The sequence below is a fragment of the Methanosarcina flavescens genome (assembly GCF_001304615.2).
Taxonomy (GTDB): Archaea; Halobacteriota; Methanosarcinia; order Methanosarcinales; family Methanosarcinaceae; genus Methanosarcina; species Methanosarcina flavescens.
Map to the genome: position 1 here is coordinate 1272177 of NZ_CP032683.1, position 25761 is coordinate 1297937.

A 25761-nucleotide genomic window follows, 5' to 3' on the forward strand; every position below is an offset into this window, starting at 1 on the left:
ATGAGAGAGGTCGCATGAAAAGAAGAAAAACTGAAGAAATTATAAAAGAAAGCCAGAGATCCAAGCTCCGAAGGCAGGGTAAAGTAGCGCATTTAAGATCTTCTGAGACTTCCGGAAAGTACCGAAGGAAAAAAGCCGGGCTGGCTTCAGAGTGCTCAGGTTATTCCACTGTTTTTGATGCTATCTTTTTGCTTGTTCTGATTTCGCTTGCAGGTGTCGTGTTAATGCCCTCCATGAAGGCCGAAAATCAGTATTATGCAGCCGGGTACACTACTTCTTCAGAACTTGATGTTTATCTGCTTGAGTCGCTGCTTTCCTGTAAACTTGAGGATTTCGAATATGTAATTTCTCCTCTTGCAGCTCTTAATATCTCAGTACCTCAAAATTCATTTGTGGAAAATTCCTCTCATGCCCTCTTCGGGAAAGAGCAGAAACACAGGACTTTTGCTGACCTGGTTGCTGAATATCTTGCCCTTTCCCTGGCAGTTTCAAATAATGATTCTTCGGTTTTTCTAAACCCTCTTGCTGCGAACTACTTTTCCAGGGATGCGGAGGTCCTCTTAGCGTATCTGGATCAAAAGGCTGCAGGGAGATTCTCTTACAGGTTTGAAGCCTACTGGCATCCCGTAGAAGCTTTTCCCATTCAAAGCGAACTTATTATAGGGGAGGAACCTCCTGGAAATGCTATCCGGCAAAGTACAGAACTTTCAATGCCCCTCTATGCCAGCGCTATTTCAAAAACTTCTCTGCTTGCCTGTGTCAACGATTCCGTGCTTGAGACTTCTTTTAACTCCTCAGATGAAGAAGCCAGTAAGATACTCTTTGAGGCTTTTAATGCTTCACTTGACACCGCAGCTATTGAAAGAGCCGAAGCAGTTACCGGGTTGCTTTTCCCTTCGGATTATTTCGGGCCGGTTTTCGGAGAGGAAAATGAAGAATCTTTCCAGATCCTGCTCTACGGAGTTTCCGAACAGCCCGCTGGGGAAATATCCGGGGAAGAGGCTTTCACAGCATATTTTTCGAATCTGCTTAAAGCCGGGTTCCCGATAGATTCTGGGACTCTTCCTGAAAATATGTCGGCGGCTGATCTTCCTTTGCTTGAGGAACAGATGACCCAATATTTAAGGGATGAAATTAGAAACGCACTTGAAACTGAATTCTCAGGTGAAATCAATGAAACAGTTTCTTCCATTCTTGAGACTGAAGACCTCACGGAAGCCCGGACGCTTCGGGACAAGCAGGTTGAATCTATTTACAGGCAGATAAACCCGGGCGGAGCGCGTATAGTTTTGAGCTTCTGGAATCCCTCATCCTGAGCATAGAAAATTTACTTATCACTGAATTTTTCTATATATAAGGTTGAGTTTTTTTATTTTTACTCAGGCATATGTATAATAACTGTCAATTCCTTTCCTTCAAGTTCTTGCCCCACAGAAGAAAGTCGTCCATTGCTCCTAAAAGCACCAGTGAATACTCGATCTTCAGGAGTAACCACAAGGTAACTTCGTTCTTTGTGTCCTACAATTATAGTTGCTTCTCTATTGGCATATTCTGTTTTTTTCGGAGCTGGATATCCCTTAGAATCAACGGTGAAGTATTCAACTTCATCATTAAGGTTCGGGATTAATACCATATTACACAAAATTTTCATAGCAGTGGTCCTTGGTGGTTTTTTAGGTTCTCCAGTCATATTCCTTTCTTATAAGACTCAGATTATATATTCTTTAGGACTTTAGAAAAAGACTTAATCCTTCCTTCTATCAGGGATACAACTCAACGCATTCAGCCCTATAGATTCTAGTGCAGGAGTAGAATCCCAATCATTTTACCGCACAATACGAATCTGCCGGCTCATTGAATTATTAAAAGAGTGGCATTTTTAAGCCTTCTGAGCATTATCAAATTTGTTTATCATAGTGGTTTTCCAGCTTCAAAGGGAGCCCAATACCTCCTCTTCCCAACACAAAGTATATATGGTATGGTGCATTCTCTAGTGATGTTTTTACCGAAAAATTTACGCTTTTGCAGGGATTCCTGAAAAGCCACGCAGCAGTTTGCTGTGGCGGATTAAAATCTCCCGATCGATGTGTTGGTCCGTTATAGTCGGTAAAGATATAACTTCAGCCCGAAGAGCTTCTTCAGGCATCGATCAATTGATATCAGGAGAAATATTATGGCAAAAATGCATACCAAAAGAAAAGGCAAGTCCTCTTCCACCAGGCCCATCAGAACTGAGCCGCCTGAGTGGTGCAAGATCAGCGCAGACGAAGTTACTACAATTATTCTCGATCTCTGGAAGCAGGGAGTCTCCACAGCCGAAATTGGAATGACTTTAAGGGACCGCTACGGTGTCCCAGATGCCAAGCTTATCACAGGCAAGAAAATCACAAATATTCTTAAGGAGAACAATGTTGCTCCAAATGTCCCTGAAGACCTTACCAATCTGATTGTAAAGGCTCTCAGACTCAGAAAGCACCTTTCTATTAACAAGAAAGATATCCATAACAAACGTTCCCTTAACCTTACCGAATCCAAGATTAGAAGGCTTGTTAAGTACTACAAGCAGGAAAAGGTACTTCCGAAAGATTGGTTCTACAAGCCTGAAACTGCAGAGATGATGATTACCAGGTAAACACCTGGAAATCTTTTTTTCACTTTTATGTTATTGTTTTTCTCTGTCCTACTTTGTTTTTCCGTTTTTTCTGTTTTTCTCTGTTTTTCTCTGTTTTTCCGTTCTCTTCTATCTTTTCCACTTTTTCGATTTTTCCGACTTTTCCAACCGGCTTTGCTTCGCTGTACCAGTTATTTTCGTCCTTTTCTACTGCTTTTTAAGTTATTGCTGATTATTTCTTGAAGGAATTCCAGAATCCTACATTTTTTACAGGTTATTTACAAGTGCCACTTCAGGATTTCCGGGAACCACGCACCGCATACCTGCAATCTCTCCGATAACTACTGGCAAGCCGTATACCTCCTCGATTACCTGAGGTGTAATCACTTCAGCTCCTCCGTGTGCATGAACCTTTCCACCCTTCAGGAGAATAAACCTGTCTGCGTACCTGAGAGCCTGGTTAAGGTCGTGCATGGTCATAACGGCTGCAATCCCGTGTTCAAGGACAATCTGCCTGATAATGGCAAGGATCTCAACCTGATTTCTCAGATCAAGGCTGCTTGTGGGTTCGTCAAGGAGGAGGACTTTTGGCTCCTGTACGAGGGAACGAGCGATCGCGACTTTCTGGAGTTCCCCCCCGCTCATTTCGTCGATATAAGCCAGGCGCAGTTTTTCCATTGAGAGCAGCCTGAAGACAGAATCGACTATTCGAAGATCTTTTTCGGTTACATCCCATTTGATATGGGGCCGTCTTCCGAGCAGGACTGCATCAAAAGCGGTCAACCTTCCGGTTTCCACCCTCTGGGGAACATATCCTACAAGGCGTGCAATTTCCATTGTTCCAAGGTCAAAAAGGTTATTCCCATCAAGATGAACTGCTCCTCCTTTAGGACGGAGAATCCTATTAAGGCATTTTAAAAGTGTAGTTTTGCCAACTCCATTGGGTCCAAGTATCGCTACAATTTCTCCTTCATCAATAGAAAAAGCAATTTCGTGAAGGACTTTACGGTTTCGATATAGGAATTCAAGTTCTTCTACAGATAGAATCATCGTTTGTACCCCCTGAGAAGTAAGTAAATGAAAGCAGGTGCTCCCATGAAAGCCGTAAGGACAGAGACAGGAAGCACGTATGGTGATATTATAAGCCTGGCTGCGGTATCCGACACCAGAAGCAGGATTCCTCCAAATAGGGTGGAACCGGGTATCAGGTATTTCTGGTCGTCTCCTATTACTCTTCTAACCATATGAGGACAGATAAGCCCTACAAACCCAATAACCCCAAGGAAAGCAACAATCACTGCTGAGACCAGGGCTGCGATTACCATGCCTGTTAACCTTATCCTTTCCACATTGACACCAAGACCTTTTGCGGTCTCATCACCTGCGTCTATGGCATTGTAGTTCCAGCTGTTGACAATGAAGAATAGGATTGCAAGCAGCACAACGCCTGTCATTATCTCAAGTTCCAGCCAGTTCACCCTACCTACATCTCCAAAAGTCCAGAATACGACTGCTGCAAGTTGAGTATCATCAGCAAAGTACTGGAGAAACATCGTGCCTGCGGTGAAGAGAGACGAAAGTGCAACTCCTGCAAGCACCATTACCTCGGGTGAAGTTCCCCGGATTTTCGAGATTAACAGGATCACTCCGGTTGCAAGGAGGCAAAAGAGGAAAGCTACCATTGTCGTCATGTAAGGGTTATTGATTATGATAGCGTCTGCAACTGTGGATTGCACCTTGCCGGTGCCCAGAACTACCACAGACACTGCAGCTCCGAAAGCGCCGGCATTTGAAACGCCAAGCGTAAATGGAGACGCGATCGGATTACGCAGGATGGATTGCATCACAACCCCTGCAACTGAAAGTCCAGCTCCTGCAACTATTGCAGCCAGAGCTTGAGGGAGCCGGATATTCCAGACAATCCTCCATATGTTTTCATCAGATTTGGTTACAGGTTCCTGACCTAATAATGTCTGTATCACTTTATAAAAAGGGATCTCTACCGCTCCTACCGAGATTGAGTAAACAAGCATAAAGAAGAGGAGCAGTAGCCCCCCCATGATCCAGAAGTATTTTCTGCGCACATATGCGAGATAATCTTCCGGAACTGCTCCACTGGCAAAATGCACCTGTTTTTACCCTCCATCCATCATAGTGAAATCTGTTTGAACCCTAGATTGTCGTACTGTTCGTTAAGGTCCGAGAACACGGGTTTGCCAACAAAGAAAGTATATATCTCGTCAGCCTTTGCCTCAGGATCGACATCTTCAAACCTGTCCGGATAGAGCACTTTTCCAATAAAATAAGCGTTTGCCAGCACGGACTCATAGTTGGTGCTATAGAAGTTATAGGGGATTACTCCATACACTTTGCCGTTCTTTACTGCCGAAAGCCCTGTAAGGGACGCATCACTCTTGAGTTCTCCAATTGCGCCTTCATTACCGAGCTGGAGGGTACCGACATCAATAAATATATACTCTGGATCCCAGCCTACGAGAGCTTCTTTAGCAATATCCGCATGTTCTGTGCCCATGCCGGCTGCAACATTATCTGCATTTACCCAGAGGAACGGCGCGTAAGCCGGTTCTGTGGAGACTATTCCGTGAGCTCCTGACATACTTACCCCACCAACATAGACCGTCTTTCTTTCGGATTCTGGAATGTCCGCAGTCCTGCTTTCAAGATCCTGCATGGTAGCCTCGATATAAGCAATTACCTCTTCTGCTCTCTCCTGTTTGCCTACAGCCTCGCCCATAATCCTGAGAGAACTATACATTTCGGCTTTTTGCTCCTCATTGTTCAAAGACCCGTAAGGGAATGAGATAACAGGGATACCGGTTTTACTCTGAAGGGTGTCAGCTTCAGCAGCAGCCTGTGCCGATGCCTGGCCAATTGTGCTGCTTTTCAAGATAATCTGGGGGTTAACCTCAATGAGCTTCTCAGGATCATCCTTGCCTCTGAACTCACCAATAAGCGGATAATCTTTAAGTTGCGGGTTTGCAAGGAAATAGGGGCGGCCTTCAATCTCGTTTACCTTTTTCTCCATGCTATCGACTCCTACTACATAATCCTCAGCCTGGAGGTATACAAGGTAGCGCAGACAGCCGGATCCCGAGCAAACAAGCCTCTCGGCATTCCCGGGTATTGTGACTTTCCTACCGAAACCATCCGTGAGTGTAAGCTCTGCTGATTCAACTCCTTCATCGGCATCTGCAACTCCTGAAGCTTCCGCTGGAGCCGGTACTTCCGAATTATCAGCCGAAGTAGAATCCTCAGCACATCCCGAACTAATAACTAGGGCAGCAATGAGTATTCCAACTAGAATAATTTTATTTAATTTAATACCGTGGCCTACTTTCATATTACTTTCCTCTATAATTAGAGAGTGAAAGTATTACATAAAGCTAACTTAATTCACCTGTTTATTATTTAAACCTTAAAAGATTCCCGAAATTGGTGAGTTATTGTGACTTTTAAAGCCAGATGAAAATAAACTAACAGCACTACCTGAGTTCAGTCTGAGTTCAATCATTGAAATCGATATCCTGTGAATGCTTCTGTTTTTTCGTAGATTTAAGGTTGAAAAAAGGTTAACTTTATGAAAACTGATCGGGTAAACTTTGATTAAAGTTAGGTAAAGTCCTCAAAAGTAGATAAAGGTCTGATGAAAGTTAAAATAAGTGAAAAATAAATGAAAACTAAATAAATATAGGATGAAGTCGAATAATAATACTTACTTTGAGGTTATCCACAAAAAAGTTAATTCAGTATTCAGGTTCCAGTCCTTCGATCATGGAGAAAGTTTTGTCCAGTTCGGCTTCTTTTTCTACCCTCTGCTTTTTCTCCTTTTCCTGTTGAATCGCCTGGATGGCTACACTATACAGTTTTTCCATCTCATGAGCTGACTCCAGAGTGAGTACGGACAGAACCTGGGGAAACTCTCCACTGCGTACGATTATTCCCTTAAAAACATGCCCTATGGCTCTGGATAGTTTTTCGATTTCATCTGAGATATCATCTACGTTCAGGTACTTGCGGTCGCCTTTTATGATGACCATTGCACGGCTTGCTTCCTTATACACATCTGTGGAAAAGAGAAGCCCAGCTGGAGAGAGGGTACTCTGGATTGCAGTTTTTATGGATGTTTCCCTGTCAGATTTGAAAAAACCCATTGTTGCAAGACCTGCCCCCCCACTCATAACAGATTTAAAATCCCCGAGGTCAGTTACCATCATCATTTCACTATCAAGGGCATCGAGCAGGAAAAGAATGCGTTCGGCAATCATGTCGTTAATGCCATTATAGGCTTCCTGAATGCTTCCTCCGATGTTTTTAAGGTACTGGTTATCTGCAAGGATCATTCCATCTGCTCCGCTCTGGCGGATTTCCCGGATTGAAAAAGCGGTGTTCTGCAGATAAAGCGTTCCTTCCTCCCTGAAAGGAAGCACAACAAGGCAATAAACAGGATAGTTATACCGATTTTTCATTTCTTTTACGAGCAGAGGAGTAAAAGAAGAACCTGTCCCCCCCGATGCCGAGGTTATCAAGAAAGCAATATCAAAACTGCCCCTTTCCTCGATCTGCCGCATTATTCTCTCTTTTTTATCCTCAAAAACCTGTTTCCCGATATTCCGGTTTGCACCAACCCCATGCAGGTGCTCGATATGGATTCTATCCCTTGCTTTCGTAAATTTCATTTCCTTGAGATCGTTAACTGCGGTGTTCAATGCAAGAGTTTCAACACGACTCTTAAATCTCTGCCTGGAATAAAACCTGGCAAGCCTGCCGCAGCTTTTCCCCCCTCCCAGAGCATGCCGGTTAATAGAATCAAGAATTCTGTTCCCACACTGCCCATTTCCTATTATCAGTATATTAAGCAAAAAACTCCTCCGTTTCGAGGATAATCCGAAATCTTCCTGCTGGAGTTACTTCTCAGCTTTTATGATCTACGGTTACACTTCCCGGAGTTTTACCTCGAATTGCTTTTCTAATATTCCCACCCAATTCTAATATCGATATTCTTTATGCTTTTTATATATATGGATACTCACAGCTGCCAGAATAATGGTAGAAACTACAATATACAGCGGATTTTTAATGAGAAAATCGAACTTTCCTTCTTTCACATAAATATTCAGCGTGGTTGAATTATTACTCACCTTTTGATTCTGTGTCTCTATGCCGTTATTATATTCATAAGAAAGCTTGGAATTGATGTTATAGGTTCCCACTTCTTTTGCCTTTAAAGTGTATGTGAATTCTTTATCATTATTTGGTTCCAGGGTCTCAATGTATATCCTGGGGGTTCCGCCGACGGACTCGATGCCTTCTTCCCCTTCCACATATTCAAAGTTTTCTGGAAGAAGGATATCAACCCGGACAGCCTGTGCAGGAGCATTGCCTGTGTTTCTCAGGATAACGTTCGAGACTATTTTTTCATTCCTTTCTACGGATAAGCTGTCAACGTTCATTCTGGCTTCCACATTTGCATGCAATTTGTTTCCTTCACTCACGGTTATGGAAGGCATGTTAGAAGACGTCTGGTAGATCTGCCCGGCACTGTTGGTGTAGCTCGCATTAACAGCTTTGAGGTCAAAAGTTCCCGCATCGGTTGCCTTTAATTTATATATATAAACTAGCGTTTCAGGGACTGATTCCCCATATTCCATTTTAGGAATCGTACTTGAGACTTCATATACGGTCTCTTCAAGGACAAAGTGTTCCTGCTTCGGGTCCATAAACGTGACGTTATTTGCAGTATCATTTCCGGTATTCTTTGCCTTTACCGTAACAGTTACAGTTTCCCCGAGTTTGATTTTCGATTTATCTATGCTTTTTGTTATCACGACCTCAGGATCACCTGCAAAAACTGCTTCTGATCGCCCATTTTCAAGAAGTTTGTTTATATAAAGGTCTCCCGGATTGTAGTTTGACAGCATGATCACAACCGTGGCAACTCTCCCACCATGCACCGACTTAAGGCGCATCTCGACTTTGCCTTTTTTCTCAAAACTAAAATCGGCAGACTTGTTTACACCCAGCAAGCCGTCCTTTACTTCTCTATCTTTCTCATACACATAGTATGAGGCTGTATTGGCTTCCGGAAAAATATCAGTAAATTCGATTATGTAATTATTAAGCTGGTATGCCTGCCCTTCCTTAATGTTACCTTCATATACTGCAGTTTTTGCCGATGCTGTGCTGCCAGATTCCAGCAGAATGAAAAACGCAAGTAACAAAGTCATATGGATCTTTTTCAGTTTCACTTCTGCTACCCCAAAGACCTGATAAAAAAGCCTGTCTACAACAGTTACTACTTGAATGTTTTAGATAAGCTGCTTTAACAGTAATTTTACTCCCTTGACCCTAAATATCTTCAACAAAAACAAATATAAAGTTTGTGATCTTTTCTTTTTATTCTTTTCAAAAGAAAAATATGAAAATAAGCCCTTAAACCTGTGAGTTCGGTTTCTAAACGAACTTAAAGCTAACGGATTTTTTCCTGATCTATTAACAACATAAGTTTTATGATTTACCTGTCTCTCTTATCTCCGTTTTTACATTTTATATTCCTTCCTGTTGCTTCCTTAATAAGAGTTTTAACTTATTATTTCCAGGCTGAGATCTATCCATCTTGATTTATGGATAAGAGAACCCATAGATATTACATCCACTCCTGTTTTTGCATAATCTTCAAGGTTTTCCTGGGAAATCCCTCCGGATGCTTCCACAATAACCGAGTCTCTAAGCCCTTTTTCTTTAAGGATTTCCAGTGTTTCCCTGACGGCTTCGGGTTGCATGTTATCCAGCATTATAATATCAGCTCCGAGTTTTGCAGCGAGCACAGCATCTTCTGCAGACTCCACCTCAACTTCTATTTTTCGGATGAAGCTGGTTTTTTTCGCAGCATCAATCGCAGCTTCTATTCCCATCAGTTTGACATGGTTATCCTTAATCATAACCGAATCCGAAAGGTTGAACCTGTGGGTGTCTCCTCCGCCCGCAGCCACAGCCAGTTTTTCGAATTTCCTTATGCCTGGAGTGGTTTTTCTGGTGCATGCCACCCTTGTGGTCTCAGAATGCCTTCTTACTATATCCACACATGCTCGGGTAAGGGTTGCAATCCCGCTGAGGTGACCGAGGAAATTCAGGGCAAGCCTTTCTGCTCTAAGGATGGATACAGCTCCTCCCTTTAGCCTGAAAATCATATCGCTTTCATTGACATGGTCTCCATCTTTAAGCGTCGTCTCAGCCTGAACTCCAAGATAGCAAAGAATTGATTCGGCTTCTTTAATTCCGGCAATAACACAGGCTTCTTTTGTGAAAATAATGGCTTTTACAGGTCTGTCAGGTACAATAGTGCACGAAACATCATCGTATCCCAGATCTTCTTCTATAAATCTTTCAACTTCTTTAATAAGCATAATTTTACCCTGCTATGTTATGATCCCGTAATTAATAAGAGGTACGGTGTCCTTGCTGCCGGATTTTGTAAAAACAATAGAAAACGGTCTGTGCATACAAATAGAGAAAGGTAGGTCTTCTACTAAAGGAGCCCAGCAGAAGATTTAAAGATAGGAAACGGAATACAGTATCCCTGTCCTCAGGCTTATGAAGCCTGCTGCTAAAAGTAATAATAAAACGACGATAAATTTATTGGTTGTTTCTCAGGAGCCTGGAATGCTGAAAATAGGAATTATTGGTTGTGGATTTATTGGCAGACAGATTTGCAGAGCTATTGATAGTGGGGCTTTTAATGCGGAGCTGTATGCTCTTTTTGACTCTTCTCAGAGCAAAGCCCTTGAACTTGCAGCCTCCCTGAAAAGGTGCAGCCCTGCATATATGAGAATTGAGGAGTTACTGCAAAGCGTAGACCTTGTTATAGAAAGCGCCTCTCAAAACGCTGTCAGACTCATAGTACCTCAGGCTCTTGAAGCAGGGTGTGATGTAATGGTACTCAGTGTGGGTGCGCTTGCGGATGAAGAGCTCCGGGAAAAACTCTTCAGGCTTGCAGAACAGAACAATTGCAAGCTGTATTTCCCTTCAGGAGCAATCGTCGGTATAGATGGAATAAATTCCGCCTCAGCTTCCGAAATTTCCTCAGTTACCCTTACTACCCGAAAACCGCCTCTGAATCTTGCAGGAGCCCCACACATTGAAGCCCTTGGAATTGAGCTTGAGAAGATCGAAAAAGAAACCCTGCTTTTCGAAGGGCCTGCTTCAGAAGCGGTCAAAGCCTTCCCTGCAAACGTAAATGTTGCAGCTACGATAAGCCTTGCAGGTATAGGCTTTGACCGGACGAAAGTAAAAGTAATAGCCGACCCTTCCCTTTCCAGAAATGTGCATGAGATAACCGTAGAAGGCAAATTCGGCAAATTTTTCACCAGAGTCGAGAATGTTCCCTCCCCTGAGAACCCGAAAACAAGTTACCTTGCAGCCCTCTCTGCAATCTCAACCCTGAAGAAAATCCTGAACCCGGTCCAGATAGGAACCTGAGCTCGAAAAAAGCAAGAAATCAACTTGCCGCCTAGCTCTTTTTTCACAATCAGCAATCTAATGTTTCTTCTCTAGTTTACCTCAATTGAAGAAATTGTCAAATCATAACGAGACGGAACTTGGGAAGTGAAAAGGGCAGTGTGCTGTTGCGATTATATCGCAACTCCGAGAAAATCTCTGATTTTCTGCGATCCTGAAGCGCAATTCGGGGCGTACTCCTGAGGCGCAATTCGGGCGAGACGGAACTCGGGAAGTGAAATGGGCAGGGCACTCCCGATCGGGACTCGGGAAGCTACTCGGGCGAGACTCATAAATGTTATATAGTGCGGGGGAGTTAAGCACGTAAGTTCCCAGAAGCAAATGGTATATGTACAAAAAGAGCATACTGGATAAGGTTTCCTTTGTTTAACTCTTTTTTACATCCATTTGCCTGTTAAACTTCCGTTAAATTAAAATTGGTTATTTCAAGCTTGACCTTCAATCTCAGATCCGAATCTTACTTTTCGGATCTTGTTCCAAAAACCAGGTGGTCAAATGCAGCAAGCAGAGCTTATTGAAAGGATCAAAGAACTCAAATTAAAACGAAATGCAGTTATTCTTGCTCATTACTATGCCCGTCCTGAGGTTCAGGATATTGCAGATTTTGTTGGAGACTCTCTTGGTCTGAGCCAGGAGGCTGTCCGTCAGACTGCTGATATTATTGTTTTTTGCGGTGTTCATTTCATGGGAGAAAGCGCTGCAATTCTCTGTCCTGACAAAACTGTCCTTTTGCCGGAAATCGATGCCACCTGCCCTATGGCAGACATGGTGGATATTGAAGGTCTCAGGCGAGAAAAGGAAAAGCATCCCAATGCCCTGGTTGTCTGCTATGTTAATAGTTCGGCTGCCATCAAGGCTGAATCTTACATCTGCTGTACATCGGCCAATGCCGTTGAGGTGGTAAATTCACTGGATGTCGATGAAATTGTCTTTGTGCCTGATAAAAACCTGGCTGCCTACGTTGAAGCCAGGACTGACAAAAAAATCATTCCCTGGGAAGGACACTGCCCCACTCACCACCAGATCCTGAGAGAGGATGTCCTGAGAATGAAGGAAAAGCATCCTGAAGCTAAGTTTATTGCACATCCCGAGTGCCGCCCTGAGGTTCTGGAGCTTGCAGACCACATAGCAAGCACGCGGGGGATGATTATGTATGCAAAGAACTCTCCTGCAAAAGAGTTTATTATAGGTACGGAATGTGGACTTCTCCACGGTCTCTATAAAGCAGCCCCGGAAAAGAAATATTATTGCATTTCCGAATTCGCCTGCTGCCCGAGCATGAAAATGATCAATCTTGAGAAAGTCCTGATCTCCCTTGAGAAAATCCAGCATATGGTGACCGTTCCCTATGACATCAGGACCAGGGCAAAAAAAGCACTTGACCGTATGCTTGCAGTAAAAATCCGATAAGTTTCTGGTACTTTAAACCTTGCTGCCTGTAACAATTTATTCAATTGAAATTATAAAAATGATAAGGGACAGGTATAAAAAATCCACCTTCCCCATCTAATATAAATTCATTCTCAGATCTTTTTCTTTAATACGCAGTACCCGGCAATAATCATGAAAAGTGGTAAGGAAATTGCCATAAATATCCTGGCTGCCCCCATCGGATTCTTGATTCTACTATTTCCTCCCGCGTTTCCGCTCATAGCTATTCTTCCTTCGCTTCCAATGCTTCTCAGGGGTATCTTATTTGCGCCTCGGATTTCTCCATTTCCTTCATATTCCGTTATTGCAAAGAAAGAATAGCCAGGAGTTTCCGCTTCAAAATAAACGTAATTCTTGTCTTCTCTGACTTTTTCAGTATAAAGAGGATGCCAATCTTCGTCGTACCTTTGGAGAGTTATCAGAGTCTCATTAATATTCTCATCTTTAATCCACGATTTTTCAACCTTAAACCCTATAAGTCCGTTTCTAATGGAAGTGGGAAGTCCTGCTCCCTTATCTCCTACCCAGACATTTACATGTTTATAAACTGTGCCTTGAGGAGTTGCCGGGACAAGAGTAGATTTGCTTTTAAGTTCTTCTACAACTGTTGTCGTTCTCCTGAAGGTCTTCTTCGGATCAAATTTGATATAGGTAACGCATGTGACATTTTCTACAAAGTCAAATTTGACAGGATAACCACTTATAACGCTTCTGGTGACAAGTTCCTTGGCGGCAATATTGCTCGCATCCTCACTAGAAACAAGGTTCATTCCCCAACCGCTAGAGGACGAACTGCCAAAAGAGGATGAATTGTTAGTAGGGGATGAACTATCGGTAGAAGAATTGGAATTATTATCTTCTTTATTTTCCCTGTTATCTAAAGTTACAGTATTCGGATTTTTGGTGTTTGGATTTTGTTTATTTGGACTCTTTTTATTTGGACTTCTCTCATTTGGACTCTTTTTATTTGGACTTCTCTCATTTGGATTCTCCTCATTTGGGCTTTCCTCATTTGGATCCTCCTCATTTGGATTCTCCTCATTTGGATTCTCCTCATTTGGATTCTCCTCATTTGGATTCTCCTCATTTGGATTCTCCTCATTTGGATTCTCCTCATTTGGATCCTCCTCATTTGGATTCTCCTCATTTGGATTCTCCTCATTTGGATTCTCCTCATTTGGATTCTCCTCATTTGGATTCTCCTCATTTGGATTCTCCTCATTTGGATTCTCCTCATTTGGATTCTCCTCATTTGGATCCTCCTCATTTGGATTCTCCTCATTTGGATTCTCCTCATTTGGATTCTCCTCATTTGGATTCTCCTCATTTGGATTCTCCTCATTTGGATCCTCCTCATTTGGGCTTTCCTCATTCGAAGTTCCATCTCTCGGATTTTCCTCATTCAGATTGGGACCTGCTGTATCACTTCCATCATTTCCGGGATCCTGATCTATAGCAGATGCCATACTGGAGATTGTCCCGGGAATTATTAGTATTATAACTAATATATAAATCAAAGAGCTAAAAAAATCGGCTTTCATCTTATTGGCCTCCACCCATGCGTCAGTAAACAAAAATTTCCGGTTCTTTCCTAATTATTAACGGAATAGTATATAATTAGTATAAATAAAATTTAAGATCTTGATTATAGTAGATTTTTAATAGATCCTAAGTCAACACATTTCTTTGCTCCAGTTCAATATTTGAATCTGTTTAAGATTGAACAAATATTTATTTGAGTTTAGGGCATTTTTTGGGTTTGCCTGTTTCTGAAATTGGTAAACCTTTTATATATCAAAGGGAAGAACGGCAGGACATAAAACCGTCTTACTTAATATTAACTTTTTAATTAGTATGTTACTATAAATTTCCTTTGATTCAATATCCGCATATTTACTATATAGCTTCCTCTTACATCGCATAATTTTAAATAAATCGAAAAATAAAATATTTTAAGAAGCCCATATTATAATTCTTTTTATTCCCTTGTTAGTTGTATTCTTCCTCCCTGAAATCCTGTCCTTCATGTAACCTCTCGTAATAACCAGTAATTTACTCTCTAATGCAAATTTTATACCAGAACCATTGACTCGAAACCGTTGAACTGCGACCCTTTTACGAAAAGGCTTGACCGAAACCGTTGCACCGGTTTATCACCAAGCGTTGTGCCGCTTGACCACGCCGTCACGCCGTTTTCGATAAAACCTTCTCAAAAGGTTTTCGCTCAAGCCTTTTTTGAAAAGGCTTGTGATCAAACTTTTTCTTAAAAAGTTTGTGTTTATCACGCCAGATAGGGTTAGGGGATAAAGTTCTAAAATCCAAGATTATGCCGTTTTTGATCAAACATTATAGAAATTTGCGGAATTGGAGTGGAAATATTATAAATTCTGTCCAATAGATACGCTTCTTGAGCGAACGAGGTGAAAGAAAAAGGAGCCATCCTCCCAAGACGGGATTCGGGCGAGAAAATCCGATACCTTTAATACTTTATAATACTGCTTTGTACTGATGTCTGCAGGCATACGCACATATCTGGAACTTATGAGATACGAAAACTGCCTGATGGCGGGTTTTGCAGCCGTAATTGGAACATTGATCGCTTTTAATATCCTGATCTCTGATGCCTCAGGGTCTTATAGCCCTGAAAATTTTCCTTTGTTTTATTCTGGCCTTGTATTCCTAGTCGTATTATTAATCTCAGGTGCAGGAAATACTATTAATGATTATTTTGATGTAAGGATAGATTCGATAAATCGCCCTGATAGACCTATCCCCTCAGGACGGGCAACGTTAAAAGAAGCTCTCTATTTTTCTTACACTCTGTTTTCCCTTGGCACACTCCTGGCTTTCTGGATTAACTTAATCTGCGGATTTATTGCCCTGTTTAATTCCCTGCTGCTCATCTTCTATGCGAAAACTCTCAAAGGTACTCCTCTTTTAGGAAATCTGAGCATAGGCTATCTCACGGGCTCAACCTTTCTGTTCGGAGCCTCAGTTTTTGGGTTTGAAGGACTGGAAGTGCTTTTCGTACTCTTCCTGCTAGCGGCCCTCGCGATTACTGCCAGGGAAATCGTAAAGGATATTGAGGACATTGAAGGGGACAAGGTCGAAGGGGCAGACACCCTGCCTATCAGGGTCGGGGCAAAAAAGGCAGGTTACCTTGCAGTATTTATAGGACTCCTTGCCGTGCTTTTAAGCCCTCTTCCTTACTTTATGCAGATGCTTGGCGTACGTTATCTTTATCTTGTCCTTCTGGCAGATATGGGATTTTTCGCAGCCATCTACCAGTTACTTGTCAGGAACAATCCTACAAAGTCCTCAAGAATGTTCAAGATCGCTATGTTCTTTGCTCTCATTGCTTTTATTGCCGGGGTATAATCTCTTCCCAGCTAAGTGATTTTTAGCAAACAGGGCATTTTCCTGCGACCAGTTCCATTGAAAAAGCCTGTATATTCTCAAGCTCTTTTTCCATTACTTCGGCTGCCTCCTTTTCTACTTCGCTTGCAGATCCTTTCTCCATTATCAACTGGGCAGTGGCGATCTGGGGCTGATCAATTGGGGTCCCGATTTCACTCAAAAGCCAGACATAAACTTCGGAAACATCAGGCACTTCTCTATAGATCCGGGCTGCAATCCTGTGGGAAAGAAGGTTGTAAATTTTTCCTATATGGCTCACAGGATTTTTGCCTGCCGCGGCTTCACTGCTAACAGGACGGTTCAGGGGAATTACTCCGTTTACGCGGTTTCCGCGTCCAACCTGCCCGCCGTCCGCATCTTCTGCAGAAGTGCCAGTTACAGTGGTATAAATTCCCTGTAGCCCCCTGCCCGGAACATCCAGAGTGTTCAGGGAAGCTGTCGGCTTCAGGCACATACAGGCTTCAAATTCAGCCCTTGCTTCCTCTGCAAACTCGGCAGCAAACTCCTCTATCCGCTCGTGCAGTTCGATTTTTTTCTTAAAATACTCATTTTCGGATTCAACAAACCTGTCCACCAACGGCATTGCAACGGTCAGATGCATGTCTTCCCTGTGCCTGAGTCCCATAACTTTTACATCTTCTCCTGATTCCGGATACTCCTTTTTGAACTTCTTCGAGTTCAGGTATCTCTCACATTCAAAAACAAGCCTTTCAGTAGGGCTCAATGGTGCATATCCGACTGCTGCAGATGTGTCGTTTGCCCCGAGAATTTCCCCTCCTCTGCTAAATATATCCATAAGTTCTGCAGAACCTTTTTTTAACTCTACCTGATAGATAAGATTCTCAGGATCCACAAACCGGAGGTTATCCTGAATCCATTGCTGCGCTGTACTGACCGCAAGCTCGGGAACGTCAATCTCTATTCCCTGCGCTTCAAAAGTCGCCCTGTCCCCGATGATAAGCCTCATAGGGCTTAGTATTCTGCCTCCTCCTAATTTCCCTTCCACTTCTCCTGCAACAAGCATGCCCTTGTCAATGTTATAGTGCAGAATAGTCCCGAAAGTCTCAAGGTATTTCTGGCTCAAATTCACTGATATTTGTTCCATAACTGCATCGCAGATATAATCCGGATGCCCCAGCCCCTTTCTTTCAACAACTTCAACTCTCTGGCGGTAAACCTCAGACGCTTTTAATTCTTCTATGACTATATTTCTCAAACTCTCGTCCCCCAAATTCTAAAAGCACAGTTGCACTAAAGGCAGTTGCATTAAAGGCAATAATTCCCTTAAGGCTTGATAAAGATTAATGATACTACTTTTCACTGAGATTCATGTTTCAATAATATAGCCCGAAACCAACTTTCATAATAAATTTACAGATATTAATCTGTCGAATTCAAATCCTTTATCGATGAATCTCAAGAATCTTGTTGTTATTATTATTCAAGATTAACCTATTAAATGAATTCCAATTCTTCAGATGATCTTTTTTTGCTTTTGTCCCGGCTTCCGGGTTCGGGTTCATTTTCGATTTCCGGAAGATGTTTCAGGTACTCTTTCATCATCATGGGAAAAGTATTTGCAGGCACAAAACGGACTCCAAGCTGCTCGGCCCACTTCTCAATCCCATAATCGCTTGCAATAACTGCGGCGTCAAGCTCCTTGGCAAGGATGAGAACATCAATATCAGGAGCACTATCAAGAATCCCATATCTCAGGGCAGCACGATACTTATTCCGAAATTTGCCAATGATCCCCCCGATTACTTCCCTCTCAACTTCTTCCTTATACTCTTTTTTCTTATTTTGCGGATTTTCCATGAAGAGGCACTCAGTAGCGGCTTCCCATATCGCATCTTCTGCAACTCCCATGCCCCGGTTGATCCTTTCCCGCATATAAGCAACATATTCATGAAAAATCTGAGAAGTTACACTAACCCTATATCGGTCAGGAGATTTCTTCACAAGCCAGGTATCTATTTTTGCCATAACTTCCCTGTCACAGCCATTGTGACTTGCGAATTCATACATCTCTTTATACACTGACGGATAGGGCACATAACAGCTTATACCAAACTGCAGGCGAACATTGGCTATCAGATCAAGGATTGCCTTCATTCCCTCACAAAGGGAAGCATAGCCCATAACCTCACGCGTCTGCAGGTCCGTTAATGCTGTAGTATCCAGCACGAATCTCTGTTTGAGCATTTTTTAAACCTTTAAGAACAGTCTTCTTTACCCATTTTATGTATTGATCAAGGATCAATAAAATTCTTTGTTTTAACCTGATTATTTACTAACTTTTTATCTTTTTTCTGTTTTTATAGTCCTTCTTTATTTTATTATTCGTTTATTTTTTAATTAAAATCAATAACTGTATATAGTTTTAAGACATATATTTCCATAGGGAAGTTAAAACCAGAGGCTAGAAAGCTGTCTAAAACGCATTTTATAAAGTGTCTCCTAATGTTGTTTCGATTCAAATGCGAAAAGCATTTTTGAACCAACATTAGAATAAATATTGCACTGTTAATCCTTATTGTTTGCTTTTCAGCTCTGGACCGATCTTCTCGAGATCGATGTGCAAGTCGGGTAATACCGGCAGGTAGAACACAGCTCAATGTTGTGAAAGATTGAGCCGGATTGGACATCTCAAAATAGTCCGATTCGGTATAGTATGGGTAATAAGCTGAAAATGGGGTATATAATTTGAGTGCAAACACGGAGACATTGAAACCCTGTGGAGGCTCAGCACAGGGCGTGGTGAGAAACCCTCTGAGTAAGGGAGGCGACACAATGAAGGAGTATTGCAATATTTGTGGTCGAGAATTGCTGGAAGACGTACTGGTTGTGGACACTAGCCTGGATATGAAACCAATAAAGTTCAAAGAGGTCCACGGGGATAAGTCCGATCTGATCTGCATTGAGTGTGCAATTGATTCGATTGAAAATCCACCCTTTGTATGTTCAAGATGCGGGCAGCCAATCGAATTTAATGAAAAGTTCTATGTGTTCAAGGAGGCAACCACAAAACCTGGCGGTCCCAAAGTTGACTTTAAAGAGATATGCCTTGACGATAAATATATCTGCAGCACATGTTTTTCTGAGATAATGAATCCCGAGGGTGACGAAGAAGATTAAACGGAAATCCATGCGTAAACTTAATCCCTCTACCTGAATTTTTAATCAATAGACACGAATCGGGTACCAGTTTTTGTCTTTACTTTTTATCTTTCTTTGCTTCTTTTTCTTCTTAAGCTATCTAAGAATTCTTCATTTGAAAATTGATGGTTCATCGTATTTCCTATACAATTATTCGCGGATCCATGAAATTAGATTTTATAAAGCATAAATATTAATCTTATAAAAGTAGAGACTATTGATCTAATAAACAGGTCTGACAAACATAATCCAATAAACGGAGACTGACAAATAGAACCAGATAAATAGAATAAATAAAACAGATAAATAAAATCTTACAAATAGAACGACTGATATCTATAAGCATGGAATTCTGTTTGTTTCGTTCTATTAAACTATATAATCTCGCGGGGGTAATAGATTGAATGGAAGCAGTGTGATTGAAATTGGAGATATGAACTGGGGAGAAATAGTAGAGAGTTCTAAAAAACCGGTTATCGTAATGTTCTACAGCTCTACCTGCCCTTATTGCAAAGCTATGGAACCTTATTTTATAAACTATGCAAGAGAATTCGAGAACTCGGCAGTTTTTGCCCGCCTGAATATTGAAACAAATCCATGGACTGCAGAAAGGTACGGCGTTCTGGGCACGCCTACGTTTAAGTTTTTCTGCCAGGGAAGACCCGTGTGGGAGCAGGTAGGCCAGATCTATCCTTCCATACTGAAAAAGGCAGTTGAAGATATGATTAATTACGGAGAAGAGTGTATAAGGAAAAGCACTCCAATCGGTCAGGACATCACGGGATACGTTTGACCTGCAGGTCAGCACCCAGGTTCTTTTTTTCCTTTTCTTTCTGCCTGTAGATTCCTTTTTCACAAGCCCGAACTTCCCAAATGTAGCCTGAACTGCGGCCAGGATACTGACACGCCTGTCTTTCCTACGATATTCAACTTCAGCTTTTCTAAAATCTTTTACTATATTCTTAGAAAAGAAACTTATCAGAAGAGAAGGTTTATGTATACAGACATGCCCACATAAACTCTCTCAGATCAGTACTCCATTTGAGACATGAACCTGTAATTACTCTTACAATAATTTCTTAATTAATCCTGTAAATTTTGAGGAATAAAAATGGACTTTGAAGACTCTTCTAAGAACCTTACAACTCCGATCAGGGGTGCAAAGATAGTTGCGGATATGACCGTAGACGATCTTGTAAGGGAATATAGTGGCTGTGCCTTTGGAGCAGGCAGGCTGGCTGAAGCCGTGGATATCTATTATGATATGCTGGCTTCCGAGAAAACTACGAAATTCTTCGGGCTTGCAGGAGCTATGACTCCAGCAGGCATGAGAAATATTATCGCTGATTTGATACGCGACGGCCATATCGATGTGCTTGTTACTACTGGAGCGAATATGGTACATGATACTGTTGAGGCTCTGGGTCTTCACCATTATAAGGGTACAGCCTGTGCAAATGATATCCAGCTCAGGCACGACTGCATCGACAGGATATATGACGTCTACCTGCCAGACCACCATTTTACCGAACTTGAAGAATTTCTGCAGAGCACCTATGCCGGGCTTCCTAAGGAAAAGCTTTCTATCCGGCAGGTTCTCACTGAGATAGGGAAAAACCTTGATGACGATTCCTCTATCCTGAAAACCGCAGCAGATATGGGTGTGCCTGTGTACTGCCCTGCCCTTCAGGATTCTGTAATAGGGCTTCAAGCCTGGCTATATAAAGAAGGGAATCCTCTGCATGTGGATGCTTTTGCTGATATGCACGAGTTTATGGAAATCTGTTATGAGACCGAGAGTGCAGGCGCCCTGCTCCTTGGGGGTGGAGTTCCGAAAAACTATATTCTGCAGTCTATGCTTGTGACCCCCAGGTCATTTGATTATGCAATCCAGTTGACCATGGACCGCCCTGAGACCGGTGGTCTAAGCGGGGCAACACTTGACGAAGCCCAGTCCTGGGGAAAGGTCGGAGAAAATGCAAAAGCTGTAACTGTGTACGCTGATGCAACTATTACTCTTCCACTTATAGTTGCAGCTGTGCGGACACGCCTTTTAAAGAGATGAATTTATGGAAAGGAAAACCCGTATGATTCTTGCCCTGGATGTTTCTGACAGGGAAGAAGCACTTAAAATTGCAGAGGATGTTTCAGAATTCGTGGACGCCATAAAAGTAGGCTACCCCCTTGTACTCGCAACCGGGCTTGAGATAATCAGGGAACTTGCTGAATTTGCTCCAATAATCGCAGATTTCAAGGTTGCCGATATTCCCAATACCAACCGCCTTATCTGCAAACAGGTCTTTGAAGCAGGAGCCGATGCCGTGATTGTCCAGGGTTTCACAGGTCGTGACAGCCTTGATGCCTGCATTGAGGTTGCCTCTGAATACAGGAGAGATGTGTTCGTAGTAAGCGAGATGAGCCACCCAGGAGGAGCCGAATTCCTCCAGCCTGTCGGGGAAGCAATTGCGAGAATGGCATCTGAAGCAGGAGCCTTTGGCCTTGTTGCCCCTGCGACCAGGCCGGAAAGAGTAAAGAAAATAAGGAAGATTATCGGAGATAAACTCACTATTATCTCGCCCGGAGTCGGTGCCCAGGGAGGAAGAGCCTCTGATGTTATTGCCGCAGGTGCCGATTGGGTAATAGTAGGAAGGAGCATCTATAAAGCAGAATTACCGAAAGAGGCTGCCAGCGAGATTGCTGCCGAGATTGAGGCTGAACTCAGAGGAGAGGGCTGAAAAATATTTTTAGAATTTATTTCTTTTAAAAATATTTTCCGTTTCTTGAGAGATATTTATTATTTAACTATATATTATCTGATCAATTGAGTGCCTGTGATGAAAAACTTTGCTGATTTATGATGAGCCCTATGAGTTCTGAGGCACGAAAATTGAATATTTAGTATTAAATAAAAAGAAAAACCAGTTCCAGGTTTTACATGAAACAGGGAAGCCATTTATACAAATAGAATATGTTTTTTTGTCGCTGCCGGGTATGACAGGCTTAAGGAGGGTTGTCCAGTTTAAGAAACTACTGTTATCCGGCTATAACCAGGACAGTTTTTTACTACTTTTTTGAAAGAAAGCCTCCTGTCTTCCAGTTGCTTTTTTATCGCCAGGTCTACAGCTTTAATGAGCTCATCCTGGGGCACCAGGGTTACAGCAGAAAGTACCTTTACTCTGGACCGTGCGCTTTTCTCTTTTTTGAGAATTTCTATCTCCGGGATTCTATGGGCTGATGTCACACTTCCCTTTACAAAATTTCCTTTATGAGCAAATGAAAGCTTGATATGCCCTATAAACTCGGAATTAAGTTCTTTTACTTTATTTTTTATATTATTCAAGATCTGTTCCGAAATCGAAACTGCAGTCTCAAGAGAAATTTCCTGCGAAATAATTTCAAACTCGGATGAATAAGCCGAAACTCCGGACATTTGAACTGATTTTTTCCTGCCCTCAGTTATATCTCTCCTGCTGGTATCATTCAGCATCCCGAGAAATTTATCAAAATTTTCTCCTCCGGGTGCTGCCTCATTAATTAGTTGATATTTTGCTCTTCCTGTAATTAACAAACCTGTTAATGTCCATTTACGCTTAGTAATTCCAGCTTCTCATGCTGGTGTTTTTCTTTCTGAAATTCCATTTTGTTTTTCTTTAGCTAATCTCCTGTCATCTATACTTTGACCAAAGATAGCTCTTTTTTCAATATTCTGAAGCTTCCTTGTTTGTTTTTGATAACCTGAGCACATCTGAGATTCTCATCAGTACAATTGCCGGTTTTCTAGGTCTTCCTTTCTTACCTGTTTTAGGAAATTCTACCAATTTACCATATTTTTCTAAAAGAGCTTTAGCATAGAATTTTAATTCATCTGTAACAAAAAGAGATTTTAAATTTGAAAGGTGTCTATCTGTAATCTTTACTAATTCAGTTGCTACATAATGTTTTCTTGGTCCCAATACAAAATCACTTATTAATCTGAATTCAGGTGCAAAGCTTACCCACAACCATGCTCCATCATCTTCAATTTCTATTTTTGGCGTAACAAGCGCTCCTAATACTATGCCTACTATTTTTTCTAATCCTGAGCAGTCTACTTAAAAACTTTTAGTAATCTTGATTTTTAGCAGTCTTGATTAATACCACCTGTATTCTAACTCTTTTCCATATTTATCTGTATTTTGAAGAGCAGGAAGTAGCCAAAAACTTTCGTTTTCCACAAGAATCTCTTCGTCTTAAAATTTCAGAAAAAATCAATAAGAACCAATTTATAGAATTATAACTATATTAAAAAACAGGGTTGTAATCGGTAAAAGGATGCATAAACATGCTTAAGTAGGTTTTTTAAAGGAGTTCTCGAGCGATATACGCTGGCGCAGATGTCATACTGGGGAAAACTGGGGACGTTGAGAGAAAATTTGCTGAACGGAATTATCAGATATAACTTTTTAAAGAAGGATTTGGGGCGAAAATTTGAAAGCGATAAAGATTTATGAGTTTGGGGGACCAGATGTTCTCAGATATGAAGATATCCCGAAGCCTAAGCCAGGACCTGGGGAAATCTTGATTCGAATTATTGTAGCCGGAGTTAACCCTATAGATTGGAAAATTCGCAGCGGATATATACGTGAGTTGCCTCTGCCGACAATTATGGGGCTTGATGTCGCAGGTATCGTGGAAGCTGTAGGGCAGGGAGAAACTTCCTTCCAGCCTGGAGATGAAATTTTTGCTAAAGTTTCTATAGGGCAGGGAGGCTACGCCGAGTATACCGTTACCAGTTCTACGCAGGCGGCGAAAAAACCCAGAAGTATCGGGTTTGTTGAAAGTGCTGCCATTCCTACTGCCGGCCTTGCTGCCTGGCAGTCACTTTTTGATATTGCAGGCCTGGAGAGTGGACAGAGCGTACTCATTCACGGAGCTGCGGGTGGGGTAGGGACTTTTGCAGTCCAGTTCGCCAAATGGAAGGGAGCACATGTTATCGGCACAGCATCGAGTAAAAATGCCGAGTTCCTGAAGAGTATAGGCTCTGACGAAGTGATCGACTACAGGAACCAGCGGTTTGAGGAGATCGTCAATAATCTGGACGTAGTTCTGGATACCATAGGTGGAGATACATTCGAAAGGTCGTGGAAAGTACTGAAACCCGGCGGATTCCTGGTATCGACCGTAGCCAGCATTCCCGAAGGGATGCCGCAAAAGTATGGGGTACGTGCAAAAACTCTTATGACTCAGGCTGACGGAAGAGAACTTGCTCAGATAGCAGCCATAGTAGATGAACAAAAAATCAAGCCAATCGTAACGACTGTGCTTCCTCTAGCTGATGCTAAAAAAGCGCATGAAATGAGTGAAAGCCGTCATATCCGCGGAAAGATCGTACTGCGCGTTGCAGAGGATCCCAGATAAAACCTGAATCCGCCTGCAGGTATTGATAAGGTGCAGGAGACCTGCTCTAACATTGAAATGGAGATGATATCCAATCCTGTAACTTTTACCGGCTTGCCTGTAAAATTATGATTTTTCTGCGGTAAGGGAAAGGAGTCATCGAGAACAAACTTCAATGGGGACGATAAGTGCCAGTTATGTAAATACCCAGATTGCACGAAGGGAGAGAAAAAGGTGTCAGAAAAGCAAAAAAACTCCAGGAGCCTCATCCCGCTTTACATAATGATAGTATTATTTTATATAGTTACCTCATTTCAGGGAGGCGGAGATAATGTCCTTTCAAAATCTGTGTCTAAGGAGTCCGATTTTGAAGTCAACCTCACTCAAGGTGTGAATTACACCCTCTGGCTTGAGAGCCCTGATGGCCCCGAGAAAATGAATGTGACAATAAGCAAAGGTTCCTATGTTGCTTTTGAAAACACATTTGTTATGGCACACTCAGGAAAAGATTACCTCCCTTACCATCCGGAATTTACTGTGAAAGAAAATGGGATTTACCACGTGCATGTCAAACCACTGGATTCTGGAATTGTCAATTTGGAAATCAAGAAAATCAGATAAACGGGAGAACGCATCCTAGATCGATTTTCATTTAACGAGATACTTTTCCATTATAAAATTAATTAAAGTTTGACCTTTACGCTCAACGCTTTGCTGCTTAATTGTTTTGTAACCGCGCTTCTCAAAAAATGGTTTTGCAGTAATTGATGCCTCGGTGGTAATAATAATATCACGCCGCTGTGCGTATTTTTCTAATTCATCTGCGATTATGGTTGCTATTCCCTGCCCCTGGAAGTCTTTATGGACATAAAGCCGGTCAAGATATCCGGTTTTATCCAGATTTCCAAAACCGACAATTGAACCATTAATTTCAATTACAACCGTATAGGTACTGGAAAGTGACTTATTCCACATATCTACATTGTTCTCTTCCGGTGCCCAGGCATCAAGTTGTGCTGAACTGTAGTCCTTCGAATTAATTGTATGGACTGTATCGTAAAACAGCTTAACTATTTCTCTGCAATCCTGTGATCTATATAGTCTGACTATTTTCTTCATTTTAGTGGACCTTCTAGACCATTCATGTAATATGCATGAAAATTGTGAATACAAAGCTGAGAATTGTAAGTTAAAGAAAATAATATCGGCTCTAACCGTATAATGATCAGCCG

Annotated in this window: 25 protein-coding genes; 11 read left to right on the plus strand and 14 right to left on the minus strand. The window is 41.9% G+C overall.

Annotated elements, in window-relative coordinates; genetic code table 11:
- Positions 1-14 precede the first annotated feature (14 nt).
- Positions 15-1316, plus strand: coding sequence for a hypothetical protein (locus tag AOB57_RS05735; RefSeq protein ID WP_054297626.1), 1302 nt, complete (start codon positions 15-17; stop codon positions 1314-1316).
- 59 nt (positions 1317-1375) lie between these two features.
- Here the strand turns inward: AOB57_RS05735 and AOB57_RS05740 are convergent, their stop codons facing one another.
- Entirely contained in the window at positions 1376-1690 is a 315-nt protein-coding gene (locus AOB57_RS05740) for a hypothetical protein (RefSeq protein WP_054297625.1), read from the minus strand.
- A 483-nt stretch (positions 1691-2173) separates the two neighbouring features.
- Here AOB57_RS05740 and AOB57_RS05745 point away from each other — a divergent pair, with 483 nt between their 5' ends.
- Positions 2174-2632: a 30S ribosomal protein S15 gene (locus tag AOB57_RS05745; protein WP_054297624.1), complete on the plus strand. Its 459-nt coding sequence runs from the start codon at positions 2174-2176 to the stop codon at positions 2630-2632.
- Positions 2633-2878: 246 nt separating this feature from the next.
- On the opposite strand, the gene AOB57_RS05750 is transcribed toward AOB57_RS05745, so the two are convergent.
- The 6 genes from AOB57_RS05750 to nadC form a co-directional block, all read right to left on the minus strand.
- Positions 2879-3661: an ABC transporter ATP-binding protein gene (locus AOB57_RS05750; RefSeq protein ID WP_054297623.1), complete on the minus strand. Its 783-nt coding sequence runs from the start codon at positions 3659-3661 to the stop codon at positions 2879-2881.
- Positions 3658-4740 (minus strand): FecCD family ABC transporter permease, encoded by a 1083-nt coding sequence (locus AOB57_RS05755; protein ID WP_054297622.1) that lies wholly within the window; start codon positions 4738-4740, stop codon positions 3658-3660. Before AOB57_RS05755 ends, AOB57_RS05750 begins: the two co-directional genes overlap by 4 nt.
- 20 nt (positions 4741-4760) lie before the next feature.
- Positions 4761-5972 (minus strand): iron ABC transporter substrate-binding protein, encoded by a 1212-nt coding sequence (locus tag AOB57_RS05760; protein WP_054297621.1) that lies wholly within the window; start codon positions 5970-5972, stop codon positions 4761-4763.
- Between the two features lie 403 nt (positions 5973-6375).
- Complete coding sequence (locus AOB57_RS05765) at positions 6376-7491, minus strand: FtsZ/tubulin family protein (protein WP_054297620.1); 1116 nt, start codon at positions 7489-7491, stop codon at positions 6376-6378.
- A 126-nt stretch (positions 7492-7617) separates the two neighbouring features.
- Entirely contained in the window at positions 7618-8877 is a 1260-nt protein-coding gene (locus AOB57_RS05770; RefSeq protein WP_054297619.1) for a BatD family protein, read from the minus strand.
- 333 nt (positions 8878-9210) lie between these two features.
- Complete coding sequence (gene nadC, locus AOB57_RS05775) at positions 9211-10035, minus strand: carboxylating nicotinate-nucleotide diphosphorylase (protein WP_054297618.1); 825 nt, start codon at positions 10033-10035, stop codon at positions 9211-9213.
- Positions 10036-10291: 256 nt separating this feature from the next.
- Between nadC and AOB57_RS05780 the strand changes: the two genes are divergently transcribed.
- Positions 10292-11107, plus strand: a complete 816-nt coding sequence (locus AOB57_RS05780; RefSeq protein WP_082384025.1) for an aspartate dehydrogenase — start codon at positions 10292-10294, stop codon at positions 11105-11107.
- Between the two features lie 152 nt (positions 11108-11259).
- On the opposite strand, the gene AOB57_RS05785 is transcribed toward AOB57_RS05780, so the two are convergent.
- The gene (locus AOB57_RS05785) at positions 11260-11418 is read right to left on the minus strand and encodes a hypothetical protein (protein WP_167829557.1); all 159 of its coding nucleotides are present in this window, start codon (positions 11416-11418) and stop codon (positions 11260-11262) included.
- 223 nt (positions 11419-11641) lie between these two features.
- On the opposite strand from AOB57_RS05785, the gene nadA reads away from it, so the two are divergent.
- Positions 11642-12556: a quinolinate synthase NadA gene (gene nadA / locus AOB57_RS05790; protein WP_054297617.1), complete on the plus strand. Its 915-nt coding sequence runs from the start codon at positions 11642-11644 to the stop codon at positions 12554-12556.
- A 113-nt stretch (positions 12557-12669) separates the two neighbouring features.
- On the opposite strand, the gene AOB57_RS05795 is transcribed toward nadA, so the two are convergent.
- Positions 12670-14118 (minus strand): PGF-pre-PGF domain-containing protein, encoded by a 1449-nt coding sequence (locus tag AOB57_RS05795; RefSeq protein WP_167829558.1) that lies wholly within the window; start codon positions 14116-14118, stop codon positions 12670-12672.
- 967 nt (positions 14119-15085) lie between these two features.
- Here AOB57_RS05795 and AOB57_RS05800 point away from each other — a divergent pair.
- Positions 15086-15955, plus strand: coding sequence for a geranylgeranylglycerol-phosphate geranylgeranyltransferase (locus AOB57_RS05800; RefSeq protein ID WP_054297614.1), 870 nt, complete (start codon positions 15086-15088; stop codon positions 15953-15955).
- Between the two features lie 22 nt (positions 15956-15977).
- Here the strand turns inward: AOB57_RS05800 and AOB57_RS05805 are convergent, their stop codons facing one another.
- Together AOB57_RS05805 and AOB57_RS05810 are read right to left on the minus strand one after the other, a co-directional pair.
- On the minus strand, positions 15978-17210 hold the full coding sequence (locus AOB57_RS05805; RefSeq protein ID WP_054297613.1) for a methionine adenosyltransferase: 1233 nt from the start codon (positions 17208-17210) through the stop codon (positions 15978-15980).
- A gap of 239 nt (positions 17211-17449) precedes the next feature.
- Positions 17450-18199, minus strand: coding sequence for an RNA ligase partner protein (locus tag AOB57_RS05810; RefSeq protein ID WP_054297612.1), 750 nt, complete (start codon positions 18197-18199; stop codon positions 17450-17452).
- Positions 18200-18700: 501 nt separating this feature from the next.
- On the opposite strand from AOB57_RS05810, the gene AOB57_RS05815 reads away from it, so the two are divergent.
- From AOB57_RS05815 to pyrF, 4 genes are all read left to right on the plus strand, one after another.
- Positions 18701-19132: a hypothetical protein gene (locus AOB57_RS05815; protein ID WP_193726281.1), complete on the plus strand. Its 432-nt coding sequence runs from the start codon at positions 18701-18703 to the stop codon at positions 19130-19132.
- A gap of 421 nt (positions 19133-19553) precedes the next feature.
- Positions 19554-19946, plus strand: coding sequence for a thioredoxin family protein (locus AOB57_RS05820; protein WP_054297611.1), 393 nt, complete (start codon positions 19554-19556; stop codon positions 19944-19946).
- A 318-nt stretch (positions 19947-20264) separates the two neighbouring features.
- The gene (locus tag AOB57_RS05825; protein WP_054297610.1) at positions 20265-21218 is read left to right on the plus strand and encodes a deoxyhypusine synthase; all 954 of its coding nucleotides are present in this window, start codon (positions 20265-20267) and stop codon (positions 21216-21218) included.
- A gap of 4 nt (positions 21219-21222) precedes the next feature.
- Entirely contained in the window at positions 21223-21888 is a 666-nt protein-coding gene (pyrF, locus tag AOB57_RS05830; RefSeq protein WP_054297609.1) for an orotidine-5'-phosphate decarboxylase, read from the plus strand.
- A 284-nt stretch (positions 21889-22172) separates the two neighbouring features.
- Here the strand turns inward: pyrF and AOB57_RS05835 are convergent, their stop codons facing one another.
- Entirely contained in the window at positions 22173-22721 is a 549-nt protein-coding gene (locus AOB57_RS05835; RefSeq protein WP_054297608.1) for a hypothetical protein, read from the minus strand.
- A gap of 130 nt (positions 22722-22851) precedes the next feature.
- Positions 22852-23154, minus strand: coding sequence for a hypothetical protein (locus tag AOB57_RS05840; RefSeq protein WP_054297607.1), 303 nt, complete (start codon positions 23152-23154; stop codon positions 22852-22854).
- Positions 23155-23620: 466 nt separating this feature from the next.
- On the opposite strand from AOB57_RS05840, the gene AOB57_RS05845 reads away from it, so the two are divergent.
- On the plus strand, positions 23621-24550 hold the full coding sequence (locus tag AOB57_RS05845; protein ID WP_054297606.1) for an NADP-dependent oxidoreductase: 930 nt from the start codon (positions 23621-23623) through the stop codon (positions 24548-24550).
- 213 nt (positions 24551-24763) lie between these two features.
- Positions 24764-25150, plus strand: coding sequence for a hypothetical protein (locus AOB57_RS05850; RefSeq protein ID WP_054297605.1), 387 nt, complete (start codon positions 24764-24766; stop codon positions 25148-25150).
- A gap of 27 nt (positions 25151-25177) precedes the next feature.
- Here AOB57_RS05850 and AOB57_RS05855 read toward each other — a convergent pair whose 3' ends face one another.
- Positions 25178-25648 carry a GNAT family N-acetyltransferase gene (locus AOB57_RS05855; RefSeq protein WP_054297604.1) on the minus strand — a complete coding sequence of 157 codons (471 nt, stop codon included), beginning with the start codon at positions 25646-25648 and terminating at the stop codon, positions 25178-25180.
- Positions 25649-25761: the final 113 nt, after the last annotated feature.